A 20,688-nucleotide genomic window follows, 5' to 3' on the forward strand; every position below is an offset into this window, starting at 1 on the left:
GCGGCCGGGCCTCAGGACGTCGTGTTCGGCTTCGGCTCCAGGCCCGTCACCGACGCGACCGGGATCCGGGCGAGACCGGCCATGACCTGGCGCGGGCCGGCCCCCCACCCGTACCGGCGCTTGAGCGGCGCGACATGGGTGGCGATGAGCGCGAGGAGGGGCGCGAGGTCGGTGGGCGTGGCGCCGAGGAGGGCCAGCAGTTGCTCGGTACGGGTCAGGCCGGCGCCCGGGCCGATCCCGTGCACGGCGGCGTCCTGCCAGGTGGCGCCGGCGCTCCCGGCGACGACGGTGTTGTGGAGGGCGAAGCCCTGGTTGTCGTGGGCGTGGATGCCGACGGGGGCGGAGAGCGCGGCGCGGGTGGACTGGACGAGGTCGATGACGCGCTCGGGGCGGAGCGAGCCGAGGGAGTCGACGAGGAAGACGGCGTCGAGCGGGCCGAGCGCCGCGCTCTCGCCGAGGCAGCGGTCGAGTTCCGGGTAGGAGGCGAGGTCGATGTGGGTGAGGAAGAGGCAGACGCCGAAGCCGGCTTCCCGCAGGCGGTGCAGGGGGGCGGCGGCCCGGGCCACCCGGTCGTACCGGACGGCGAGGCGGACGAGGCCGACGGTCACGGGCCCGGTGGCCAGGGCGTCGGCGATCCGCCCGGCGGAGGCCGTGGCGGCGGCGTCCGAGGCGGGCAGGCCGGCGGTGTCGAGGAGGACGGAGAAGCGGGGGCCGTAGCGCTCGGGGAGCGGGACCGGCAGCAGCGCGCCTCGCGGGGCGGAGCGGTCGGCGGGGTCGTGGACGCTGCCCAGCTCGATGACGTCGATGCCGAGCCGCGCGCAGACCGCGAGGTAGTCGGCGGCCAGCGCGGGGGGTACGGATCCGCCGGTGAGCCGTCCGCCGGTGCGCAGGGTGCAGTCGAGCAGGGTCATCCGGGTCACCCCCAGCCGGTGTCGTTCGTGCCGGCGCCGGCGGCCGGGGCGCCCCACCCGGTGTCGTAGGTGCCGGTGAGGACGGCGGCGCCCCAGCCGGTGTCGTCGGTGCCGGTGCCGCCGGAGATCCGGTCGGCGGTGGCGGTGCCGAGGCCCGCGAGGCCGACGACGAGGGTGGTGAGGAGGGTGGTGCGGATCCGCCGCTTCATGTCGAGTGCTCTCTTTCCGCTTCCGCGAGGAGTACGTCCGCGAGGAGTAAGTCCGCGAGGAGTAAGTCGTGGGATTCCGTGGGGTTTTGCGAGCTTCGCGGGCTGTGCGAGCCTGATGCGCTTTGACCTTGTGGGCGGTGGTACGAACGTATCGACGGCGGCATGCCTATGGGGCCGAGCGCATGGCTCATTAGGCTGCATGGCAGCAAGAGGACGCTGTCATAAACGGGGGAAAAGGTGGCGATACCAGACATGAAGCCGGGCCGGAGCGAGGCGGATCCGACGCAACCGGGCAGGGATTCGGGGACCACGGCCCTCTCGGCGATCGACGCGGCGGGCCCACCGGAGTCGACACCGCCCTCCGCGCACCCCGACGGCTCCGGCGACCACGACGACCCCCTGACCCGGGTCTACACCTGCCTCCTGGCCCGTGACCCGGCCGAGCCGCCGGCGCACCCCGCCGACCTCGCGGCGGAACTGGACCTGCCACCGGCCCGGGTGGAGTCGGCCGTCTCGGCCCTCCTCGACATGGGCCTGCTGCGCCGGAACCCGGACCGGGCGGTCCTTCCCCTGGCGCCGGACGAGGCGGTGCAGCGGACGCTGGGACCGCTGGAACGCGAGATGCGGGCCCGCCGCCAGCACATGGAGCGCACCCGCGAGCAGTTGATGGCGTTCATGCCGGTGTACGAGTCCCATCTGCTGCGGCTGACGCACCTGCGGCAGGCGGAGTACGTGGAACTCCTCACCGACCTGCGGGCGGTGCGGGAGGCCATCACCGAACTGGGCCGGACGTGCGAGCGCGAGGTCATGACGGCGCAGCCGGGCGGCGGGCGGCGCGCCGAGGTCCTGGAGGAGGCGGTGGCCCGCGACGAGGAGCTCCTGCGCCGGGGCGTCCGCATGCGCGTCCTCTACCAGCACACGGCCCGGTTCTCCTCCGGCACGTGCGCGTACGTGGAGCGGGTGGGGCGGCTGAGGGCCCAGGTCCGCACCCTGGACGACGAGTTCATGCGGATGCTCGTCTTCGACCGCACCACGGCGGTGATCCCGGTGCCGGACGACCCGCACGCGGCGGTCCTGATCCGCGAGCCACACGTGGTCGCGTTCATGGTGGGCGCGTACGAACGGCTGTGGCTGGAGGCGTTGCCGTTCGAGACCGAGTGGGACCGGCAGACCATCATGGACATCTCCGACGAGCTGAAGCAGACGATCGTCCGGCTGCTCACCGAGGGCCTCACGGACGCGGCGATCGCCCGCCGGCTGGGCCTGTCGGTCCGAAGCTGCCGTCGGCACGTCGCGGACGTGATGGCCGCGCTGGGAGCGGAGAGCCGTTTCCAGGCCGGGTATCTCCTGGCCCAGCAGGAACGCGAGCAGCCGGCTCCCTGAAGTGCGGGGTCACCCGTACGTGGCGAAGGGCGCTCCGCGGTCAACGGCCGGGCACCCCTGGGCATAGGGTCCGTGCAGACAACAAGGACACGACGAAGTCAGGGTGGACATGAGCGACTTGGCGACCGAGGCGCGATCCGACCGGGAGGACCCGGAGCCCGAGGGCACGAAACGGCGCCGCCCGTTCTGGGTCGAGCTGCCGATGCTCGCGGGGATCGCGCTGGTGCTGGCCTTCCTGATCAAGACGTTCCTGCTCCAGGCGTTCCTGATCCCGTCGGGCTCGATGCAGAACACCCTGCAGGTGGACGACCGGGTTCTGGTCGACAAGCTCACGCCGTGGTTCGGCGCGGAGCCCGACCGGGGCGAGGTCGTGGTCTTCCGCGACCCCGGCGACTGGCTGGCGGGACGGCCGGTGAAGGAGCCCACGTCCCTCCAGAAGGCGCTGGGCTTCGTGGGCCTGATGCCCGCGGCGGGGGAACAGCACCTCATCAAGCGGGTGATCGGCGTGGCGGGCGACACCGTCGAGTGCAAGGGCGAGGGCCCCCTGAAGGTGAACGGCAAGCCCCTGACGGAGCCGTACGTCTTCCAGGGGAACACGGCCTGCAGCACGGACCCGGAGGGCCAGTTCAAGGTCACGGTGCCCGCCGGCCGCCTCTGGGTGATGGGCGACCACCGCCAGGCCTCCCAGGACTCCCGCTACCACCAGAACGACGCCAGGGACGGCATGGTGCCGGTGTCGGACGTGGTGGGCCGCGCGGTCGTCATCGCCTGGCCGATCCCCCACTGGTCGACCCTCCCCGTCCCGGACACCTTCGACCAACCGGGCCTGGCGCACTGACCGGAGGACCGGACGGGCCACCAGGGCACGGCCACTTCCGGCCATGACCGAAACGCTTCTTCCTCAGTTCTTGCTCAGAACACCACCGGTTCCCCCCGCACCGCCCGGGGACACGGATACGGTCTCGGCCCTGAGACCGCACGGCACTCCTGGGGGACGAACTCGTGACAGCACTGCGCACACCACTGACGGCGGCCGTGGGCCTCGCCCTCGCCTCCCTCCTGGCGACCGGCTGCACCGGCGGAGCACCGTCCGCGGACGCTCCGCCGCCCTCCGCGACGGCAGAACCGACGGGGCCGCCGTCGCCCCGGGCGGACACCGAGCACGACCGGGGCGAGCGCGCCCAGGCCGCGCTGTCGACGGTCTCACCCGACGACCCGGAGTTCGTGGAGTCCGGGCTGGAGCGGGTCGGCGACGGCGTACACACCCGCTCCCCGCTCACCGCGGGCAAGGCCTACCGGATCTCCGTGGCCTGCGTCGGCACGGGGCACGTGAAGGTCGCCGTCGCGGACGGCGCACCCCGTTCCGTGCCGTGCGACGGAGTACCCGTCGGCCGCCGGGTCGAACACGCACCGCCACGCCTGCCGATCGACGTCACCGAGGCGCCGGGGGCCACGGGCATGGTCGCCTGGCAGGTCGTCTCCCTGCCGTCCTGACACCGCCCGCCCCACCTCACGCGGGCAACAGAAAGGGCCAGGGCAGACGATGTCTGACCTGGCCCTCTTCTGAGCCGCCTTCGGGATTCGAACCCGAGACCTACGCATTACGAGTGCGTTGCTCTGGCCAACTGAGCTAAGGCGGCGTGCTGTGTGAACCCATCGTGGGTGCAGCAGCGTCGCCAAGTCTACACAGTTTCCGGAGGTGCTCCGACCACCCCCGGATCAGGCCTACGAGCAGCGCTTTCCGTCCTGTGGAGGGGTGCCTTCGAGGAGGTAGCCGTTGATCGCGGTGTCGATGCAGTCGCTGCCCCGGCCGTACGCGGTGTGGCCGTCGCCCTCGTAGGTCAGCAGGGTGCCCGAGGAGAGCTGCCCGGCGAGGGACTGGGCCCAGTGGTACGGGGTGGCCGGGTCGCGGGTGGTGCCGACGACGAGGATCGGGGCGGCGCCGTCGGCGGTGATGCGGTGCGGGTGGCCGGTGGGCGGGGTGGGCCAGTAGGTGCAGTTGAGGGCGGCCCAGGCGAGGCCCTTGCCGAAGATCGGGGAGGCCTTCTCGAAGGACGGGACGGCCTTCTGCACGTCGGCGGGACCCTTGAAGGCCGGCGGCAGGTCCAGGCAGTTCACGGCGGCGTTGGCGGACATGAGGTTGGCGTACGTGCCGTCCGCCTCGCGCTCGTAGTAGCTGTCGGCCAGGGCGAGGAGGCCCGAGCCGTCGCCGTTCATCGCCCCGGTGAGGGCCTCGCGCAGCTGCGGCCAGGCGCCCTCGTCGTACATCGCGGCGATCACACCGGTGGTGGCGAGGGATTCGCCGAGCTCACGGCTCTCGCCCGTGGGCACCGGATCGGCGTCCACGTCACGGAAGAACTTCTTCATCGCCTCCCCGGCCTCCGCGACGGACCCGGTGCCCAGCGGGCAGTCCGTCGTGCGGACGCAGTCGGCGGCGAAGGCGCGGAAGGCGGTCTCGAAGCCTCCGGTCTGGTCGCGGTTGAGGTCGAGGGCCGAGAGGGAGGGGTCCATCGCGCCGTCGAGGACGAGCCGGCCGACCCGGTCCGGGAACAGCTCGGCGTACGTGGCGCCGAGGAAGGTGCCGTACGACGCCCCCACGTAGGTGAGCTTCGCGTCCCCGAGCACCGCCCGCAGGATGTCCATGTCGCGGGCCGTCTCGACGGTGGAGACATGGGGCAGGACCTGCCCGGACCTCTTCTCGCAGCCGGCCGCGAAGTCCTTGAAGGCCGCGCTGAGCCCGTTGATCTCCGCCGTGTCGTCGGGCGTCTGGTCGACCTGCGTGTACGCGTCCATCTGCGGGCCCGTCAGACACTCGACGGGCTCGCTGCGGGCGACTCCGCGCGGGTCGACGGCCACCATGTCGTAGCGGGCGCGGACGGGCGCCGGGTAGCCGATGCCCGCGTACCCCTGGAGGTAGCCGACGGCGGAGCCGCCGGGCCCGCCCGGGTTGACCAGGAGCGAGCCGAGCCGCTTGCCGGGTCCGGTGGCCCGGACGCGGGAGACCGCGAGCTGGACCTCCTCCCCGTCCGGCTTCGCGTAGTCGAGCGGGGCGCGCAGGGTCGCGCACTGGAAGCCCTCGACACCGCAGTCGCGCCACTTCAGCTTCTGGTCGTAGTACTTCTTCAGCTTCGGCGCCCCGGACGGGGAGGAGGGCGCCGGCGGCGCTGTCGTCGTCCGGGACGCGGCGGCGTCGCTTCCGCCCGAGCAGCCGGTGAGGATCAGCCCGGCGGCCGCGAGGGCCGTGGCGGACATACGGAGCAAGCGCCTGGAATCCATCCCCGGAGCGTATCCGGACCGGTACGGACCGTGTCCAATCGCTGGACGGGGCCGGCGCACCGGGCGTCAGCCCCGCAGCGCCATGGTCATCGCCTCCACCGCGAGCAGCGGAGCCACGTTCCGGTCGAGGGCCTCTCGGCAGGCGAGGATCGCCTCGATGCGGCGGAGGGTCCGCTCCGGTGTGGTGTCGCGGGCGATCCGCTCGAGGGCGTCCCGCACGTCCGTGTTCGCCAGGGCCGAGCGGGAGCGGAGCTGGAGGGCCAGGACGTCACGGTAGAAGCCGGTCAGGTCGGTGAGCGCGAGGTCCAGGCTGTCGCGCTGCGTGCGCGTCCTGCGGCGCTTCTGCCGCTCCTCCAGCTCCTTCATCGCCCCGGCCGTGCCGCGGGGCATCCGCCCGCCCTGCGCCGCGCCGAGGGCCGTCTTCAGCTCCTCGGTCTCCTTGACGTCGATCTCCTCGGCGACCTGCTTCGCGTCCTCCGCTGCCGCGTCGACCAGCTCCTGCGCGGCCTTGAGGCAGCCGCCGACGTCGTCGACGCGCAGCGGCAGCTTCAGGACGACGGACCGGCGCGCGCGGGCCCGCTCGTCGGTGGCGAGCCGCCGGGCCCGGTCGATGTGCCCCTGGGTCGCGCGGGCGGCGGCCTGCGCCACCTCCGGCTCGATGCCGTCGCGCCGCACGAGCACGTCGGCGACGGCCTCCACCGGCGGGGTGCGCAGGGTCAGGTGGCGGCAGCGGGAGCGGATCGTGGGCAGCACGTCCTCCAGGGAGGGCGCGCAGAGCAGCCAGACGGTGCGCGGCGCGGGCTCCTCGACGGCCTTCAGGAGCACGTTCCCCGCGCCCTCGGTGAGCCGGTCGGCGTCCTCCAGGACGATGACCTGCCAGCGTCCGCCCGCCGGGGAGAGCTGGGCGCGCCGGACGAGCTCGCGGGTCTCCTTCACGCCGATGGACAGCAGGTCCGTACGGACGATCTCGACGTCCGCGTGCGTGCCGACGAGGGTCGTGTGGCAGCCGTCGCAGAAGCCGCAGCCCGGGGAGCCGCCGAGCGCCCGGTCGGGGCTCACGCACTGCAGTGCGGCGGCGAAGGCGCGCGCCGCGGTCGCGCGGCCGGACCCGGGGGGTCCGGTGAAGAGCCAGGCGTGGGTCATCTTCGAGGCCTCGGGGTCCGGCCCGCCGGCGGCGTGGGCGGTGACGAGCGCGTCGGCGTCGCGCGCGGCGGCGGCGAGCTGCTCCTCGACCCGGGTCTGTCCGACCAGGTCGTCCCATACGGCCATGTCTGCCCCTCCTCAGGTACGTCCTCCATTGTGGGGCAGCGCTCTGACAACCCCCGTCAGCCCTCGCTGTGGGGCGGCCGGGTCAGCCACAGGCCGACGGCGGAGCCGAGCAGGACCGTTCCGGTGCAGACGCTCCCGACGATCCGGAGGGGACCGGTCCAGCCGGCGAGGGTGCTGATGAAGGCGTTGGCGAGGACGCTCGCGGCGAGCAGCAGCCAGAGAAGGGCGCGCATGGGATGCCTCCGTGGGGCGGTCCGGGAAGGGATCTCCCCGGGTGTTCCCGGGGCTCTTCGATCCTGGTCGCCGCCCGGCCCGCGCACAGCGGTGCCCGCTCCCTGAGCGATGGTGTAGCCCTCTCCACCGTCTCCCGGGGGACCGCCGCCTACCCTGGCTCCATGCGCGAGGCGATCAAGGAAGCGGCCCGGGGGTGGCTCCACCTCACGATCGGGGCCGCGCTCTCCCTGCTCTGCTACCTGATGGCGGGCGTCGTCCTGTTCACCGCGGTCCTCACCCTCACGGTCATCGGCGCCGGTGTGCTCCCCGAGAGCGTGCTGCTGCTGCGCAGGCTCGCCCGGTGGCAGCGGCTCCGTACGGCCGCGTGGACCGGGAGGCCCGTCCCCGAGGCGTACCTGCCGCTCGAAGGGCCCCTCCCCGCGCGCGTGCGGACCGCGGTCACCGACCCGGGCACCCGGCAGGACCTGGTCTGGGCGGCCGCGCAGCTGCTGTACGGCCTGATGCTCTGGTACCTCTCGATGATCCTCTGGGCGCCCGCGCTGCTCGTCGACGGCGTCTGGACCGGCCTGGCGGGGCGGCGGCCGGTGGCCCTGCCGCTGATCGGCCGGCTCGCCGGGCTCGCGGCCGAGTGGTCGCGCGCGCTGCTCACCCCGGCCCCGTCGGCGGCCCGGGACGCCGCCCTCGCCGCGCGCATCGAGCAGCTGACGGCCACCCGGGCGGGCGCGGTCGCCGCGCACGGCGCCGAGCTGCGCCGGATCGAGCGCGATCTCCACGACGGGGCGCAGGCCCACCTGGTGGCGCTGTCCATGCGGATCGGTCTGGCCCGGCGCGCGTACGACTCCGATCCCGCGACCGCGCGACGGCTCCTCGACGACGCCCAGACGCAGGCCGAGGCGGCGCTGGCCGAGCTGCGGCACGTGGTGCGCGGCATCCACCCGCCGATCCTCACCGACCGCGGCCTGACCGGAGCGGTGCGGGCGCTCGCCGCGAGCAGCGGCCTGGACGCGGCGGTCGCGGTGACGGGCCTCGGCGACCACGACCAGGACGGCCCGCGCGCGCCAGCGGCCGTCGAGGCCGCCGCCTACTTCGTGGTCGCCGAGGCGCTCACCAACGCCGCCAGGCACAGCGGCGCCGACCGCGCCTCCGTCTCCCTGACCCGCGAACCGGCCGCGCTGCGCGTGCGCGTGCGGGACGAGGGCCACGGCGGGGCCGAGGCCGGCGAGAGCGGCGGCTCCGGCCTGACGGGCATGCGGCGGCGGGTCGCCGCGCTCGACGGCACCGTACGGTTGAGCAGCCCCGTGGGGGGACCGACCGTGATCGAAGTGGAGCTTCCGTGCGTGTGGTGATCGCCGAGGACAACGCCCTCCTCAGGGAGGGACTGGTGCTGCTGCTGACCTCGTCGGGCCACGAGGTCGCCGGGGTCGCGGCCACCGGCCCCGAGATCCTTCCGCTGCTCCTGGAGCACCGGCCGGACGTGGCCGTCCTCGACGTGCGGCTGCCGCCCGGCTTCCGCGACGAGGGGCTGCGGGCGGCGCTCGCGGCCCGCGAGCAGCTCCCGGAGCTGCCGGTGCTGGTGCTCTCGCAGTACGTGGAGGAGACGTACGCGACGGAGCTGCTCGGCGGCGGCGCGCGGGGCGTCGGCTACCTCCTGAAGGACCGGGTGGGCCGCGTGGACGAGTTCCTGGACGCCCTGGAACGGGTCGCCTCCGGCGGTACGGCCCTGGACCCGGAGGTCGTCACCGAGCTGATGGCCCGCCGCCGCGACGACCCGCTGGACTCGCTCACGCCCCGCGAGCGCGAGGTCCTGGGGCTGATGGCCCAGGGCCATGACAACGGCACGATCGCCCGCTCGATGGTGGTCACCGAGCGGGCCGTGCACAAGCACATCGGGAACGTCTTCCTGAAGCTCGGCCTGCCGTCGAGCGACAGCGGCGGCCACCGCCGGGTCCTCGCGGTCCTGGCGTACCTGGACGCGTAGGTCACGCACCGCCCCGACGCCCCGGACGCGCCCTCCTCACCGCCCGCCCCCCTTCCGGGCCACCGGCAGGAACACGCCCGCGACGACCGTGACGAGGACGACGCCCGCGATCGTGCCGGCCTGGGCGGGCGGCAGGTGGGGCAGGCCGCCGGTGAGCGCCCACGCGAACGCGGTCAGCGGCAGCGCGCCCACCACGAGCCCGACGAGGAGGCCCGTCGCGGTCAGGAAGCCGGCCTCCAGGCCGAGCATCCGGCGCAGCTGGCCCGCCGATGCGCCGACCTGGCGCAGGAGTTCCAGCTCGCCGCGCCGGCCGGCGCCGATCAGGGCGAGGGTGCTCAGGACGGAGAGGACGGTGAGCCCGCCGATCGCGGCGACGATCCCGGTGGAGACGATCCCGTTCAGTTCGGCCCCGGGGGTCGTCACCGCCTCGGGGACGACGGGGGACGACGCCCCGGCTCCCGCGGCCAGGACGCGCGCGGGGTACGGATCGCTCATGTGCGGGGCCAGTTCGCCCTTGGGCAGCAGGAACTCACCGAGGGCGAGCGACCGTTCGTACACCGCGACCACCTCAAGGCGTTTCGGCGTCCCGTCGCCGAGCCGCAGCTCCACCGTCGAACCGGGCGCCACCTCGAGGGACTCGGCCATGGCCGCGCCGACCGCGACCGTGCCCGCCCGGCCGAGTCCGTCCAGGTCTCCGGCGACGACGCCCGGGTCGAGCGTGCCCGCGAGCCCCTCGGGGTCCACGCCGAGGACCGGAAGCCGGTCGAGGCGCGGCGTACCGGCCTCCGTACGGGCCAGGACCACCGACGAGCGCAGCACGTCCGTGGCCGTCTCCACCCCCGGCAGCCGCCGGACCCGCTCCGCCGTCGTCCCGGTGAACGCGAGGTCGGCGGTGGTCGCCGCCCGCGCCTGCGCGGCCGCGGCCCGCTCCATGGTGGCGCCCGCCGAGAGCTGCACCAGCGCGAAGGAGGTGACGAGGACGACGGGGACGAGCGCGGCCCCGAGCCGGCGCGAGTGCGCCCCGGCACCGGCGGCGGTGAGGCGTCCGGGTGCGCCGCCGAGCCGGCGGAACGGCCGGTCCAGGACCGCCATCGCGGCCCCCGCGATCCACGGCCCGAGCAGCGCGCACCCGGCGACCAGGGTCACCGTGGCCGCCCCGGCCGCGGCCGCGGCCGCGTCGCCGCCCTGGAGCGTGGCCGTACCGGCCGCGCCCGCGCCGGCGACGAGCAGGACGATCCCGGTGACGCGGCGGGCACCGCCCTTCCCCGGACGGCCCGGCCTGCGGGCGGCGACGAGGACGACGAGCCGGGCGAGGCCCACGACGAGGGCGGCGACGGCGAGCACACCGGCGAACAGCCACGGCGGGGTGGGCAGTTCGAGGCCCTCGGGTACGACTCCGGTACGGGCCCGCAGCGCCGACCACAGCGCCGGGAACACCGCGGCTGAGGCGAGCACGCCGAGCAGCGCCGCCGCACCCGCCACCCGGGTCACCTCCCGGCCCGCAGCGGCCCGCACCTGACGGGGCGTCGCGCCGATCGAGAGCAGCAGGTCCCGTTCGGCGGCGCGCTGCTGGAGGGCCTGCGCGACGAGCGAGGCGAGGACGAGGACGGCGACCAGGAGGACGGTCCCGGAGACGGCGGCGAGGAGCTGGAGGAGTTCCGCGCGCGCGGGCGGCGCGCCGAGATGCTCGGCGCCACCCCGGCCGTCCCCGGTGAGGGCCCGCAGCGGCCGCCCGGCGGCGGTGTCCTTCAGCCCGGCCGTGTCCAGGGCGGCCCGTACACGCGCGTGGAGGGTGTCCACGGGGACGCCGGGCTCGGCGAGGATCCCGACGGCGTCGACCGACCCGGGATGCCCGGCGAGCCGCCGCGCCTCCCCCGCCGTGACGTACAGCGCGGCGGGCCCGTCGGCGACGCCGACGACCTTCCGCCCGGCCACGGTGTCCCCGACGGTGGCGCCGAGGCCGGCACCGGCGACGGTCTCCCCGGCCTGCCGGGGCTCCCGGCCGTCGGTCAGCCGGTACGGGGCGAGCCGGGCCGCCTCCCAGGAACGCCCGGGGTACGCGCGCGCGTCCGTGGACCCCCCGCCCCCTTCCCGTACGACGAACGTGTGGTCCGGCACGGCCTCCCGCACCCCCGGAACGGCGCGCAGGACGTCGACGGCCGCACCGGGGACCCGTACCCGCTCGGTCAGGCCCGCCGTCTCGGTCCGCGGCTCGCTGCCCCACGGCGTGACCGTCCAGCTGGCCTCCTGATCGCCGGCGACGACGACGGACGCGGCCGCGTACCGCTCCACGCGCGCGTGGCCGAGTCCGGCGGAGCCGAGCGCGAGGGCGAGCGCGCCGAGCAGCGCGGAGGTGACGGCGACGGCCGCGAACACGGCGGCCCACGCCGTGCGGTGGGCCCGCAGCGACCGGGCGGCGAGCAGCCGCACGGCCGGGTTCCCGACCCGGCGCACGGCCGGCCCCCCGCTCCCGTCCGACGCCCGGCGCACGGCCGGGCCCCCGCTCCCGTCCGACGCCCGCTTCCCGGCCCGGCTCATCGCGCCACCGCCAGGTCCCGCGCGGTCCCGGCGTGAGCGCCGAGCGCTTCCCGTACGCCCGCCTCGTCGGGGCGGTCGAGGCGGCCGGTGAGCCGGCCCCGGTCCAGGAAGACGGCCTCGTCCGTCCAGGCGGCGGCTACCGGGTCGTGGGTGACGAGGACGACCGTGCGGCCCCGTTCGTCGACCGCGCGACGCAGCAGGGCGAGGACTCCGGCCGCTGTGACGGGGTCGAGGGCGGCGGTCGGCTCGTCGGCGAAGACGACGTCGGGCTCGTTGACCAGGGCGCGGGCGATCGCCACCCGCTGCCGCTGGCCGCCGGAGAGGCTCTCGGGCCGGTCCTCGGCCCGGTCGGCGAGCCCCACGGCGTCGAGTCCGGCCAGGGCGCGGGCGTCGAGGGCCCGGCCCTCGCGGGCCCCGGCGAGGAGCAGCGGCAGGGTGACGTTCTCCCGCACGTTCAGGGCGGAGACGAGGTTGAGCGACTGGAAGACGAAGCCGATCCGGTCGCGCCGGAGCCGGCTCAGTCCGGCCGCCTTCAGGGTCGCGAGGTCGGTGCCCCCGATCCGTACCCGCCCGGCCGTCGGCCGTTCGAGTCCGGCCGCGCAGCGCAGCAGGGTGGACTTGCCGGAGCCCGACCGGCCCATCACGGCCACGAAGCGCCCGCGCGGCACCACCAGGTCGACCCCGTCGAGCGCGGGCGCGCCGCCTCCGTACGTGCGGGTCACCCCGTCCAGGGCGAGGGCGGCGCCGTTCTCCGTCACTGCTGTCGTCTTCATACCGACAACGCTAGAAAGGCGCAGGTCGCCGCGGTATGGAGCTGGCTTCCGGAGTGGGGGTGGAGCTAGCTCCACCCCCCGGGGGGCCTCAGCTGCGCCGGCTGCGGCCTTCGTCCTCGTCGTCGTGCGGGCCGAACAGCTCGTCCGCGAGGGTCGGCAGGTCGTCGAGCGGGGTCTCCTCGGCCCAGTCGGAGCGGCGGCGGGGCCGGCCGTTCTCGTCGAGCTGGGGCAGCTCCCGGGTCCGGTCGTTCGCACCGTGCGGGTCGGTCCGCTCGTCGCGGAAGATGCCCTGGGGCACCCGCTCGACGGGGTCGGACGGCCTGCTGTCGCGTACGGGAGGGAGCACCGCGGTCTCGTCGGCGTCCCGCGGGTCGCGGATCTGCGGCAGGACGGCGGTCTCCGCCTCCGGCCTCTCGGACGCCTTCGGCTTCGGCTCCGCCTCCGGCTTCACGATCGGCGTGGCCACGGTGATCTCGTCCGGCGAGACGGTCGGCGCGTCCGGCTTCACGATCGGGGTCGCCACGGTGACCTCGTTCGCGGACACCGTGGAGGAACGAGCGGAACGATCCGCCCGCTCGGCCGCGGCCTTCTCCGCGGCGGCACGCTCGGACGCCGCACGCTCGGCGGCCGCACGCTCCGCCGCCGCCGTCCGCTCCGCGGCGGCCTTCTCCGCGGCCTCCCGCTCCCGGGCGGCCTTCTCCCGGGCCGCCTTCGCGGCCTCGGCGCGCTGGGCGGCGGCGATCTCCGCCGCGGCACGCTCGGCCGCGGCGCGCTCCGCCGCCGCCTTCGCGCGGGCCTCGGCGGCGATCTTCTCGGCGGCGGCCTTGGCCGCGGCCTCCTCCGCGGCCTTCGCGGCAGCGGCGGCCTCGGCCATGCGGCGGGCCTCCTCGGCGCGGAGCAGGGCCTCCTCGGCCTTGCGCTGCTTCTCCAGGCGGCGCTCCTCGGCCTCGGCCCGCAGCCGGGCCTCCTCCTCGGCCTCCTTGCGGAGCCGCTCCTCTTCCTCCCGGCGGGCCTTCTCCTCGGCGGCGAGGCGGCGGGCCTCCTCCTCGGCGCGGCGACGGGCCTCCTCGGCCTGCCGTTCGGCCTCCAGGCGGCGCGCCTCCTCCTCCTCGCGGCGCTTGCGCTCCTCCTCCTCGGCGCGGAGCCGGGCGAGCTGCTCCTGGCGCTCGCGCTCCAGACGCTCCTCCTCGGCCTTGCGCGCCGCCTCTTCCTCCGCCAGGCGCCGGGCCTCCTCCTCGGCCTTCCGGCGGGCCTCCTCCGCGGCCTTCACCTCGGCCTCGGAGAGCGGCAGCATCCGGTCGAGCCGGTGGCGTACGACGGTGGTGACGGCCTCGGGCTCCTGGCCGGCGTCGACGACGAGGTAGCGGCTGGGGTCGGCGGCGGCGAGGGCGAGGAATCCGGCCCGTACGCGCGCGTGGAACTCCGGCGGCTCGGACTCCAGCCGGTCGGGCGCCTCGGTGAACCGTTCCCTCGCGGTCTCCGGGGACACGTCGAGGACCACGGTCAGGTGCGGGACGAGGCCGTCGGTCGCCCACCGGGAGATGCGGGCGATCTCGGTCGGGGACAGGTCACGGCCTGCGCCCTGGTAGGCCACGGACGAGTCGATGTACCGGTCGGAGAGGACGATCGCGCCCCGCTCCAGGGCCGGTCGGACCAGGGAGTCGACGTGCTCGGCGCGGTCGGCCGCGTACAGCAGGGCCTCGGCGCGGTTCGAGAGCCCCGCCGACGACACGTCGAGGAGGATCGAGCGGAGCCGCTTGCCGATCGGGGTGGCACCCGGTTCGCGGGTGACGACGACCTCGTGGCCCTTGGCGCGGATCCACTCGGCGAGCGCCTGGACCTGCGTGGACTTCCCGGCGCCGTCGCCGCCCTCCAGGGCGATGAAGAAGCCGGTCGGGGAGGGCGCCTGGGCCGGGTCGGAGCCGCGCAGCGCGTCGCGCAGGTCGCGGCGGAGCGGGACGCCCGCCCGGTCGTCGGTCTTCGCGAGGATCAGGGCGGCGACCGGCAGCAGCAGGGCGCCGACGAGGGCGAGCGTGAAGGCGGCGCCGCCGTGCGCGAAGACGAACTCGCCGGAGGCGAGCCGGTGCGGCCCGATCGCGGCGGCGAGCAGCGGGGCGGCGAGCGCGCCGAGGCCCATGGCGACGCGGGCGGTCGCCTGGAGGTGCTCGGTGGTGCGGGCCCGGCGGGGCTCTTCCGTCTCCTGGTCGACGAGGGTGTGGCCGGTGTTCGCGGCGACCCCGGCCGCGTACCCGGCGAGGGCGGCGAGGAACAGGACGGTGGCCGTGTCCGGGACCAGGCCCATCGCGATCAGGGCGACGCCGGTGACGGCGATGGCGAGGGCGAGGAGCCGGCGCCGGGACAGGACGGGGAGGACGGAGCCGGCGGTGCGGATGCCGACGGCGGTGGCGCCGCTGAGCGCCAGGATCAGGAGGGCGTACGTGACGGGTCCGCCGCCCAGGTCGTACGCGTGGAGCACGGCGACGGACGCGGCGGCGGCGATCGCCCCGGCGACGGTGGCGGAGGCGAGGACGAGCAGCGGCAGGGCGCCGGTGCGGCCCCTCTCGGCGGTGCGGCCCTTCCCGGCGGTCCCGTCGGCGGCGGCTTCGTCCGCGCCCTTGCCGGCGGCCTTGTCGGCACCCGTACCGGCGCCCTTGTCCGCCGACGGCCTGCGCAGGCCCTCCAGGGGCGAGCGGGGCCGGGGCGTCTCCCCGCCGGGGAGGGCCATCGCGTACAGGACGGTGACGGACGCGGCGAAGAGCCCGGCGGCGACGTACGCGCCGAGGGCGGCCTGGTGCAGCGTGAACCATTCGATCCCGGCGCCCAGCAGGTTCCCGACGAGGGTGGCGACCAGCAGGACGGCCGCCGCGGCGGGCACGGCGAGGAAGCCGGTCCGCAGGGACAGCCGGCGCAGCGCGCCGAGGTGGTCGGGCAGCGGGCGCACGGCGGCGCCCTCCAGGGGCGGCGCGGGCAGCAGCGCGGGCGCGGCGCCCTCGCGGCCGATGGTCCACAGGCGCTCGGCCGCGCCGGCGACGAAGACGGTGCCGAGCAGGTACCAGAGGGCGCTGTCGGGGCTCCAGTCGATCCACAGCGGGGCGATGACGAGCAGCGCGATCCGCACCCCGTCGGCGCCGATCATGGTCCAGCGCCGGTCGAGCGCGCCGGACGGCCCGGTGAGGGCGGTCAGCGGGCCGAGGAGGACGGCCCCGAAGAGGACCGAGGCCAGCAGGCGGGCGCCGACGACGGTGGCCACGGCGAGCGCGGCCCCCCGGTAGCCGCCCCCGAGCGCGCCCTCGGCGACCGCGGCCTGGAGGCCGAGGAGGACGAGGACGAGGAGGGCGAGGGCGTCGCCGGTGCTGCCGACCAGGTGGGCGCTCCACAGCCGGCGCAGCGGCTGATGGCGCAAGAGGGCGCGTACGGCGCGCTCCCGGGAATCCGCGACGAGTGCCGCGTCGGAATCGCCCAGGCGGTCTGGCTGCTCTGCTCGCGTCATCCGTCCACCCTATCCGGACGGCCTTGCTCCCCGCGGCCCGCGCCCGAACAAACGTGGGAGGGCGGGAGCAACCGCTCCCGCCCTCCCACGCACCCCTTCGGGCCCTACTCCGGCTTGGCCGCCGCCGTCTTCTTGGCAGCGGTCTTCTTCGCCGTCGTCGTCTTCTTCGCGGCCGTCTTCTTGGCGGCGGTGGTCTTCTTCGCCGCCGTCTTCGTGGCCGTCTTCTTCGCGGTCGTGGCCTTCTTCGCCGGGGCCTTCTTGGCGGTCTTCTTCGCCGGGGCCTTGGCCCGCTTCTCGGCGAGCAGCTCGTAGCCGCGCTCCGGCGTGATCGTCTCCACGCTGTCGCCGGTGCGCAGGGTGGCGTTGGTCTCGCCGTCCGTCACGTACGGACCGAAGCGGCCGTCCTTGACGACCACGGGCTTCTCGCTGACGGGGTCGGTGCCGAGCTCCTTCAGCGGCGGCTTGGCGGCGGCCCGGCCACGCTGCTTCGGCTGGGCGTAGATCGCGAGCGCCTCGTCGAGCGTGATCGTGAAGAGCTGTTCCTCGTCGGTCAGCGACCGCGAGTCCGTGCCCTTCTTCAGGTACGGGCCGTAGCGGCCGTTCTGCGCGGTGATCTCGACGCCCTCGGCGTCCGCGCCGACGACCCGGGGCAGGGACATCAGCCGGAGCGCGTCCTCCAGGGTGACGGTGTCGAGGGCCATCGACTTGAAGAGGGAGGCCGTGCGCGGCTTCACCGCGTTCTTGCCGGTCTTCGGGGTGCCCTCGGGCAGGATCTCCGTCACGTACGGGCCGTAGCGGCCGTCCTTGGCGACGATCTGGTGGCCGCTGACGGGGTCGGTGCCCAGCTCGAAGTCGCCGCTCGGCTTGGCGAGCAGCTCCTCGGCGAGCTCGACGGTCAGCTCGTCGGGCGCGAGCTCCTCGGGGACGTCGGCGCGCTGGTGGCCCTCGGCCTCCTTCTCGCCGCGCTCGACGTACGGGCCGTATCGGCCGACGCGGAGCACGATGCCGTTGCCGACGGGGAAGGAGGAGATCTCGCGGGCGTCGATGGCGCCGAGGTCGGTGACGAGCTCCTTGAGGCCGCCGAGGTGGTCGCCGTCGCCGTTCCCGGCGTCCGCGGCACCGCCGGAGGCGGCCGTACCGCCCTCGGTCTCACCGAAGTAGAAACGCTTCAGCCACGGCACGGACTTGGCCTCACCGCGGGCGATGCGGTCGAGGTCGTCCTCCATCCGGGCGGTGAAGTCGTAGTCGACGAGCCGCCCGAAGTGCGTCTCCAGGAGGTTGACGACGGCGAAGCTCAGGAAGGACGGGACGAGCGCCGTGCCCTTCTTGAAGACGTAGCCGCGGTCGAGGATGGTGCCGATGATCGAGGCGTACGTCGACGGGCGGCCGATCTCGCGCTCTTCCAGCTCCTTGACCAGCGAGGCCTCGGTGTAGCGGGCCGGCGGCTTGGTCGCGTGGCCGTCCGCCGTGATCTCCTCGACGGTCAGCGCGTCGCCCTGGGCGACCTGCGGCAGGCGCCGCTCGCGGTCGTCGAGCTCCGCGTTCGGGTCGTCGGCCCCCTCGACGTACGCCTTCATGAAGCCGTGGAAGGTGATCGTCTTGCCGGAGGCGCTGAACTCGGCGTCGCGGCCGTCGGCGGCGGTGCCGCCGATCTTCACGGTGACCGAGTTGCCGGTCGCGTCCTTCATCTGGGAGGCGACGGTCCGCTTCCAGATCAGCTCGTAGAGCTTGAACTGGTCGCCGGTGAGGCCGGTCTCCGCCGGAGTGCGGAAACGATCACCCGAAGGCCGGATCGCCTCGTGCGCCTCCTGCGCGTTCTTGACCTTGCCCGCGTAGACGCGCGGCTTCTCCGGCAGGTAGTCGGCGCCGTACAGCTGCGTTACCTGCGCCCGGGCCGCCGTGACGGCGGTGTCCGAGAGGATCGTGGAGTCCGTACGCATGTAGGTGATGAAGCCGTTCTCGTACAGCTTCTGCGCCACCTGCATGGTCGCCTTCGCACCGAAGCCCAGCTTGCGGCTCGCCTCCTGCTGGAGGGTCGTGGTCCGGAAGGGGGCGTACGGGGAGCGGCGGTACGGCTTCGACTCGACCGAGCGCACCGAGAAGGAGGTCTCGGCGAGCGCGGCGGCGAGCGCCCGCGCGTTCTCCTCGTTCAGGTGGAGCACGCTCTCGGTCTTCAGCCGGCCGTCGGCCCCGAAGTCGCGGCCCTGCGCGACGCGCTTGCCGTCGACCGTCGCGAGGCGCGCGACCAGCTGGGACGGGTCGGAGGCGTCACCGGAGCGGCCGGTGCCGAAGGTGCCGGTGAGGTCCCAGTACTCGGCGGAGCGGAAGGCGATGCGCTCGCGCTCCCGCTCGACGACGAGGCGTGTGGCGACGGACTGGACGCGGCCGGCCGAGAGGCGCGGCATGACCTTCTTCCACAGGACCGGCGAGACCTCGTAGCCGTACAGCCGGTCGAGGATGCGGCGGGTCTCCTGGGCGTCGACCATGCGCTGGTTCAGCTCGCGCGGGTTGGCGACGGCCTCGCGGATCGCGTCCTTGGTGATCTCGTGGAAGACCATCCGGTGGACCGGGACCTTGGGCTTCAGGACTTCCTGGAGGTGCCACGCGATGGCCTCGCCCTCGCGGTCCTCATCGGTGGCGAGGAAGAGCTCGTCGGACTCGGCAAGGAGCTCCTTGAGCTTCCTGACCTGCGCCTTCTTGTCGGCGTTGACGACGTAGATCGGCTGGAAGTCGTGCTCGACGTCGACCCCGAGGCGGCGCACCTCACCGGTGTACTTCTCCGGCACCTCGGCGGCGCCGGAGGGCAGGTCGCGGATGTGCCCGACGCTCGCCTCGACGACGTAGCCGGGGCCGAGGTAGCCCTTGATCGTCTTCGCCTTGGCAGGCGACTCGACGATGACGAGTCGGCGGCCGCCGTGTGCGGTCTCGCTGGTCGGGGACAACTTCGCTCTTCTCTCCGGATCGACACTCTCTGGCACGTACGGCACTGGCACGCACGGCAGCGGCACGGACGGTGACGCTCCCGTCGCTGCGGAGTGTGACGGTACAACCCGCCCCCGTGTCAAACGGCGAAAGCCCGCAACGGCCACTCGAACGGTAACCCGAGTCCTGGCATTCCTGCCGCCCGGACTCCCGGTCGGGCGGGGCGGACGTCCCGGCGGGTCCCCTCCCCGGAGGGGTCACGGGCGGAGCCGGCGGAGAGGTCGGGCGGGGATCAGAGGCGGCCGAAGCACCAGAGGCCGAGGGCCAGGAAGGCGGCGCCGGAGAGGCTCGTCAGCGCGACCGCGGTGCGCGGGGCGACCCCGTGGGCCACGGGCTCGCGGTGCAGCGACCGCACGGTCGTCCACAGCAGCAGCGCGCCTCCGAACAGCGTGAACGCCGCCCCCGCGAAGATCGCCGGCCCGCTCTCCATGCCCGTACCCCGTTCCGTTCACGTGCGGTGTTCGCCTCTCGCGGCCGAGGCTGACACCCCCGGGCATCGTGGGCGCGAACTCCGGGTGAACGGCATGGGCCGACTCGCACGGGTTCACGAAGATGGCCGGTAGTGATCCCGCTCGGGGGGCCCTCCCCTTTCTCTCCCTCGTCAGGTCACAGGGCCTCTCTCTCGTCAGGTCACAGGGTGTCGTTCCTCTCTCGTCGGGTCACTCGGGTCAGTTCTCGTCGGCCCGTGGGGTCACTCGGGCCCCTCAGATCCCACAGGTCTCTCAGGTCCCTCGGGCCCCTCAGGTCCCTCGGGTCACATCGTGTCGAGCGTGGCCCGGCGGCGGCTCCCCCGCTCGAAGGCGGCGAGGAGGACGACGGCGAGCAGCCCCCATCCGGCTCCGACCGCGAGCTCGGCCCCGAGCAACCGCCCGTCCAGACCGCCGGCGGCGGTCAGCCCGCGCGCCGCGTCCGCCGCGTGCGTGAGCGGCAGCAGCTCGCCGGCGGCCCGCATCCACCCGGGCAGCGTCTCCCGCGGCACGGCGGCGCCGGTCAGGAGCAGCAGCACGGAACTCGCCACGTTCGACACGAGGAACACGTCGCGGAAGCGCAGCCCGAGCGCCCCGAGCGCGAGACCGAACGCCGAACAGGCGGCCGCCGCGACGAGCAGCACGAGTCCGAGCCCGGGCAGCGCCCCGGCGGGCACGGGCAGCCCGAGGACGAGCGCGGCGACGGTGAGCACGAAGGCGCTGACGAACAGCCCGTTGAGGACGTACGGGAGGGCTCGCCCGAGCCACAGCGGGACCCGTCGCCGGGGGGAGAGCAGGACGGCTCCGAGGGTGCCGTACCGGCGCTCGTTGGCGACGGCCATCGTGCCGCCGTACACGCAGGAGGCGGAAGCTGCGAGGACGGCGTTGCCCACGAGGTGGAAACGATCGTCGGCGACCCCCAGTTCCCGGCCGAGGAAGACGAAGAAGAAGACCTGGAGAAGCGGTCCGACCAGCAGCGTTCCGATGAACATCGGCGGGGTCGTCCAGTTGAACAGGGCGCGGTACGAGATGGCCCCGCCGACCACGAGCAGCCGGGAGGAGGCGTGGAAGCGGAAGCCGAGGAGTCGGCACCGGAAGCGGAACATCCGACGTGGCCTTTCAGGCGAGGGGCGTTGAGGCGAGGGGCGTTCGGGCGAGGGGCGTTCGGGCGAGGGGCG

The 20,688-nt window shown here is 74.6% G+C and carries 16 protein-coding genes and 1 tRNA gene; 5 read left to right on the forward strand and 12 right to left on the reverse strand.

Annotated elements, in window-relative coordinates:
• Positions 1 to 11: 11 nt before the first annotated feature.
• Both ACN9MM_RS17900 and ACN9MM_RS17905 read right to left on the reverse strand, forming a co-directional pair.
• Positions 12 to 911, reverse strand: a complete 900-nt coding sequence (locus tag ACN9MM_RS17900; protein WP_426364558.1) for a hypothetical protein — start codon at positions 909 to 911, stop codon at positions 12 to 14.
• Between the two features lie 5 nt (positions 912 to 916).
• Positions 917 to 1,120, reverse strand: coding sequence for a hypothetical protein (locus ACN9MM_RS17905; RefSeq protein WP_426364559.1), 204 nt, complete (start codon positions 1,118 to 1,120; stop codon positions 917 to 919).
• Positions 1,121 to 1,372: 252 nt separating this feature from the next.
• Here ACN9MM_RS17905 and ACN9MM_RS17910 point away from each other — a divergent pair, with 252 nt between their 5' ends.
• From ACN9MM_RS17910 to ACN9MM_RS17920, 3 genes are all read left to right on the forward strand, one after another.
• Complete coding sequence (locus tag ACN9MM_RS17910; protein ID WP_426364560.1) at positions 1,373 to 2,503, forward strand: LuxR C-terminal-related transcriptional regulator; 1,131 nt, start codon at positions 1,373 to 1,375, stop codon at positions 2,501 to 2,503.
• Between the two features lie 109 nt (positions 2,504 to 2,612).
• A complete protein-coding gene (gene lepB, locus ACN9MM_RS17915; protein ID WP_426364561.1) occupies positions 2,613 to 3,341 on the forward strand; it encodes a signal peptidase I in 729 nt (242 codons plus the stop codon).
• A gap of 164 nt (positions 3,342 to 3,505) precedes the next feature.
• Entirely contained in the window at positions 3,506 to 3,997 is a 492-nt protein-coding gene (locus ACN9MM_RS17920; protein WP_426364562.1) for a hypothetical protein, read from the forward strand.
• Positions 3,998 to 4,069: 72 nt separating this feature from the next.
• Here ACN9MM_RS17920 and ACN9MM_RS17925 read toward each other — a convergent pair.
• The 4 genes from ACN9MM_RS17925 to ACN9MM_RS17940 form a co-directional block, all read right to left on the reverse strand.
• Positions 4,070 to 4,143, reverse strand: a tRNA-Thr gene (locus ACN9MM_RS17925).
• Positions 4,144 to 4,228: 85 nt separating this feature from the next.
• Entirely contained in the window at positions 4,229 to 5,779 is a 1,551-nt protein-coding gene (locus ACN9MM_RS17930; RefSeq protein WP_426364563.1) for an alpha/beta hydrolase, read from the reverse strand.
• Between the two features lie 66 nt (positions 5,780 to 5,845).
• Positions 5,846 to 7,048 carry a DNA polymerase III subunit delta' gene (locus tag ACN9MM_RS17935; protein WP_426364564.1) on the reverse strand — a complete coding sequence of 401 codons (1,203 nt, stop codon included), beginning with the start codon at positions 7,046 to 7,048 and terminating at the stop codon, positions 5,846 to 5,848.
• A gap of 56 nt (positions 7,049 to 7,104) precedes the next feature.
• On the reverse strand, positions 7,105 to 7,281 hold the full coding sequence (locus ACN9MM_RS17940) for a hypothetical protein (RefSeq protein WP_426364565.1): 177 nt from the start codon (positions 7,279 to 7,281) through the stop codon (positions 7,105 to 7,107).
• A gap of 162 nt (positions 7,282 to 7,443) precedes the next feature.
• Here ACN9MM_RS17940 and ACN9MM_RS17945 point away from each other — a divergent pair, with 162 nt between their 5' ends.
• Positions 7,444 to 8,628: a sensor histidine kinase gene (locus tag ACN9MM_RS17945; protein ID WP_426364566.1), complete on the forward strand. Its 1,185-nt coding sequence runs from the start codon at positions 7,444 to 7,446 to the stop codon at positions 8,626 to 8,628.
• Positions 8,616 to 9,260, forward strand: coding sequence for a LuxR C-terminal-related transcriptional regulator (locus tag ACN9MM_RS17950; RefSeq protein ID WP_426364567.1), 645 nt, complete (start codon positions 8,616 to 8,618; stop codon positions 9,258 to 9,260). The genes ACN9MM_RS17945 and ACN9MM_RS17950 overlap by 13 nt, the downstream gene beginning before the upstream one ends.
• A 36-nt stretch (positions 9,261 to 9,296) precedes the next feature.
• On the opposite strand, the gene ACN9MM_RS17955 is transcribed toward ACN9MM_RS17950, so the two are convergent.
• From ACN9MM_RS17955 to ACN9MM_RS17980, 6 genes are all read right to left on the reverse strand, one after another.
• Complete coding sequence (locus ACN9MM_RS17955) at positions 9,297 to 11,714, reverse strand: FtsX-like permease family protein (RefSeq protein ID WP_426364568.1); 2,418 nt, start codon at positions 11,712 to 11,714, stop codon at positions 9,297 to 9,299.
• Between the two features lie 80 nt (positions 11,715 to 11,794).
• Positions 11,795 to 12,571 (reverse strand): ABC transporter ATP-binding protein, encoded by a 777-nt coding sequence (locus tag ACN9MM_RS17960; RefSeq protein ID WP_426364569.1) that lies wholly within the window; start codon positions 12,569 to 12,571, stop codon positions 11,795 to 11,797.
• A gap of 88 nt (positions 12,572 to 12,659) precedes the next feature.
• Positions 12,660 to 16,061, reverse strand: coding sequence for a dTMP kinase (tmk, locus tag ACN9MM_RS17965; RefSeq protein WP_426364570.1), 3,402 nt, complete (start codon positions 16,059 to 16,061; stop codon positions 12,660 to 12,662).
• 104 nt (positions 16,062 to 16,165) lie between these two features.
• Positions 16,166 to 19,003, reverse strand: a complete 2,838-nt coding sequence (topA, locus tag ACN9MM_RS17970; RefSeq protein WP_426364571.1) for a type I DNA topoisomerase — start codon at positions 19,001 to 19,003, stop codon at positions 16,166 to 16,168.
• A gap of 272 nt (positions 19,004 to 19,275) precedes the next feature.
• Positions 19,276 to 19,473: a hypothetical protein gene (locus ACN9MM_RS17975; protein WP_426364572.1), complete on the reverse strand. Its 198-nt coding sequence runs from the start codon at positions 19,471 to 19,473 to the stop codon at positions 19,276 to 19,278.
• Positions 19,474 to 19,797: 324 nt separating this feature from the next.
• Positions 19,798 to 20,616, reverse strand: a complete 819-nt coding sequence (locus ACN9MM_RS17980; protein WP_426364573.1) for an ABC transporter permease — start codon at positions 20,614 to 20,616, stop codon at positions 19,798 to 19,800.
• Positions 20,617 to 20,688 lie beyond the last annotated feature (72 nt).

It is taken from the genome of Streptomyces sp. E-08, from assembly GCF_049913095.1.
Taxonomy (GTDB): domain Bacteria; phylum Actinomycetota; class Actinomycetes; order Streptomycetales; family Streptomycetaceae; genus Streptomyces.

What these genes read in the sequence shown, in the direction of transcription:
- ACN9MM_RS17900 (WP_426364558.1), bottom strand. Translation starts at nt 911, where the DNA reads ATGACCCTGCTCGACTGCACCCTGCGCACCGGCGGACGGCTCACCGGC.
- ACN9MM_RS17905 (WP_426364559.1), bottom strand. Translation starts at nt 1,120, where the DNA reads ATGAAGCGGCGGATCCGCACCACCCTCCTCACCACCCTCGTCGTCGGC.
- ACN9MM_RS17910 (WP_426364560.1), top strand. Translation starts at nt 1,373, where the DNA reads ATGAAGCCGGGCCGGAGCGAGGCGGATCCGACGCAACCGGGCAGGGAT.
- lepB (WP_426364561.1), top strand. Translation starts at nt 2,613, where the DNA reads ATGAGCGACTTGGCGACCGAGGCGCGATCCGACCGGGAGGACCCGGAG.
- ACN9MM_RS17930 (WP_426364563.1), bottom strand. Translation starts at nt 5,779, where the DNA reads ATGGATTCCAGGCGCTTGCTCCGTATGTCCGCCACGGCCCTCGCGGCC.
- ACN9MM_RS17935 (WP_426364564.1), bottom strand. Translation starts at nt 7,048, where the DNA reads ATGGCCGTATGGGACGACCTGGTCGGACAGACCCGGGTCGAGGAGCAG.
- ACN9MM_RS17940 (WP_426364565.1), bottom strand. Translation starts at nt 7,281, where the DNA reads ATGCGCGCCCTTCTCTGGCTGCTGCTCGCCGCGAGCGTCCTCGCCAAC.
- ACN9MM_RS17945 (WP_426364566.1), top strand. Translation starts at nt 7,444, where the DNA reads ATGCGCGAGGCGATCAAGGAAGCGGCCCGGGGGTGGCTCCACCTCACG.
- ACN9MM_RS17960 (WP_426364569.1), bottom strand. Translation starts at nt 12,571, where the DNA reads ATGAAGACGACAGCAGTGACGGAGAACGGCGCCGCCCTCGCCCTGGAC.
- tmk (WP_426364570.1), bottom strand. Translation starts at nt 16,061, where the DNA reads ATGACGCGAGCAGAGCAGCCAGACCGCCTGGGCGATTCCGACGCGGCA.
- ACN9MM_RS17975 (WP_426364572.1), bottom strand. Translation starts at nt 19,473, where the DNA reads ATGGAGAGCGGGCCGGCGATCTTCGCGGGGGCGGCGTTCACGCTGTTC.
- ACN9MM_RS17980 (WP_426364573.1), bottom strand. Translation starts at nt 20,616, where the DNA reads ATGTTCCGCTTCCGGTGCCGACTCCTCGGCTTCCGCTTCCACGCCTCC.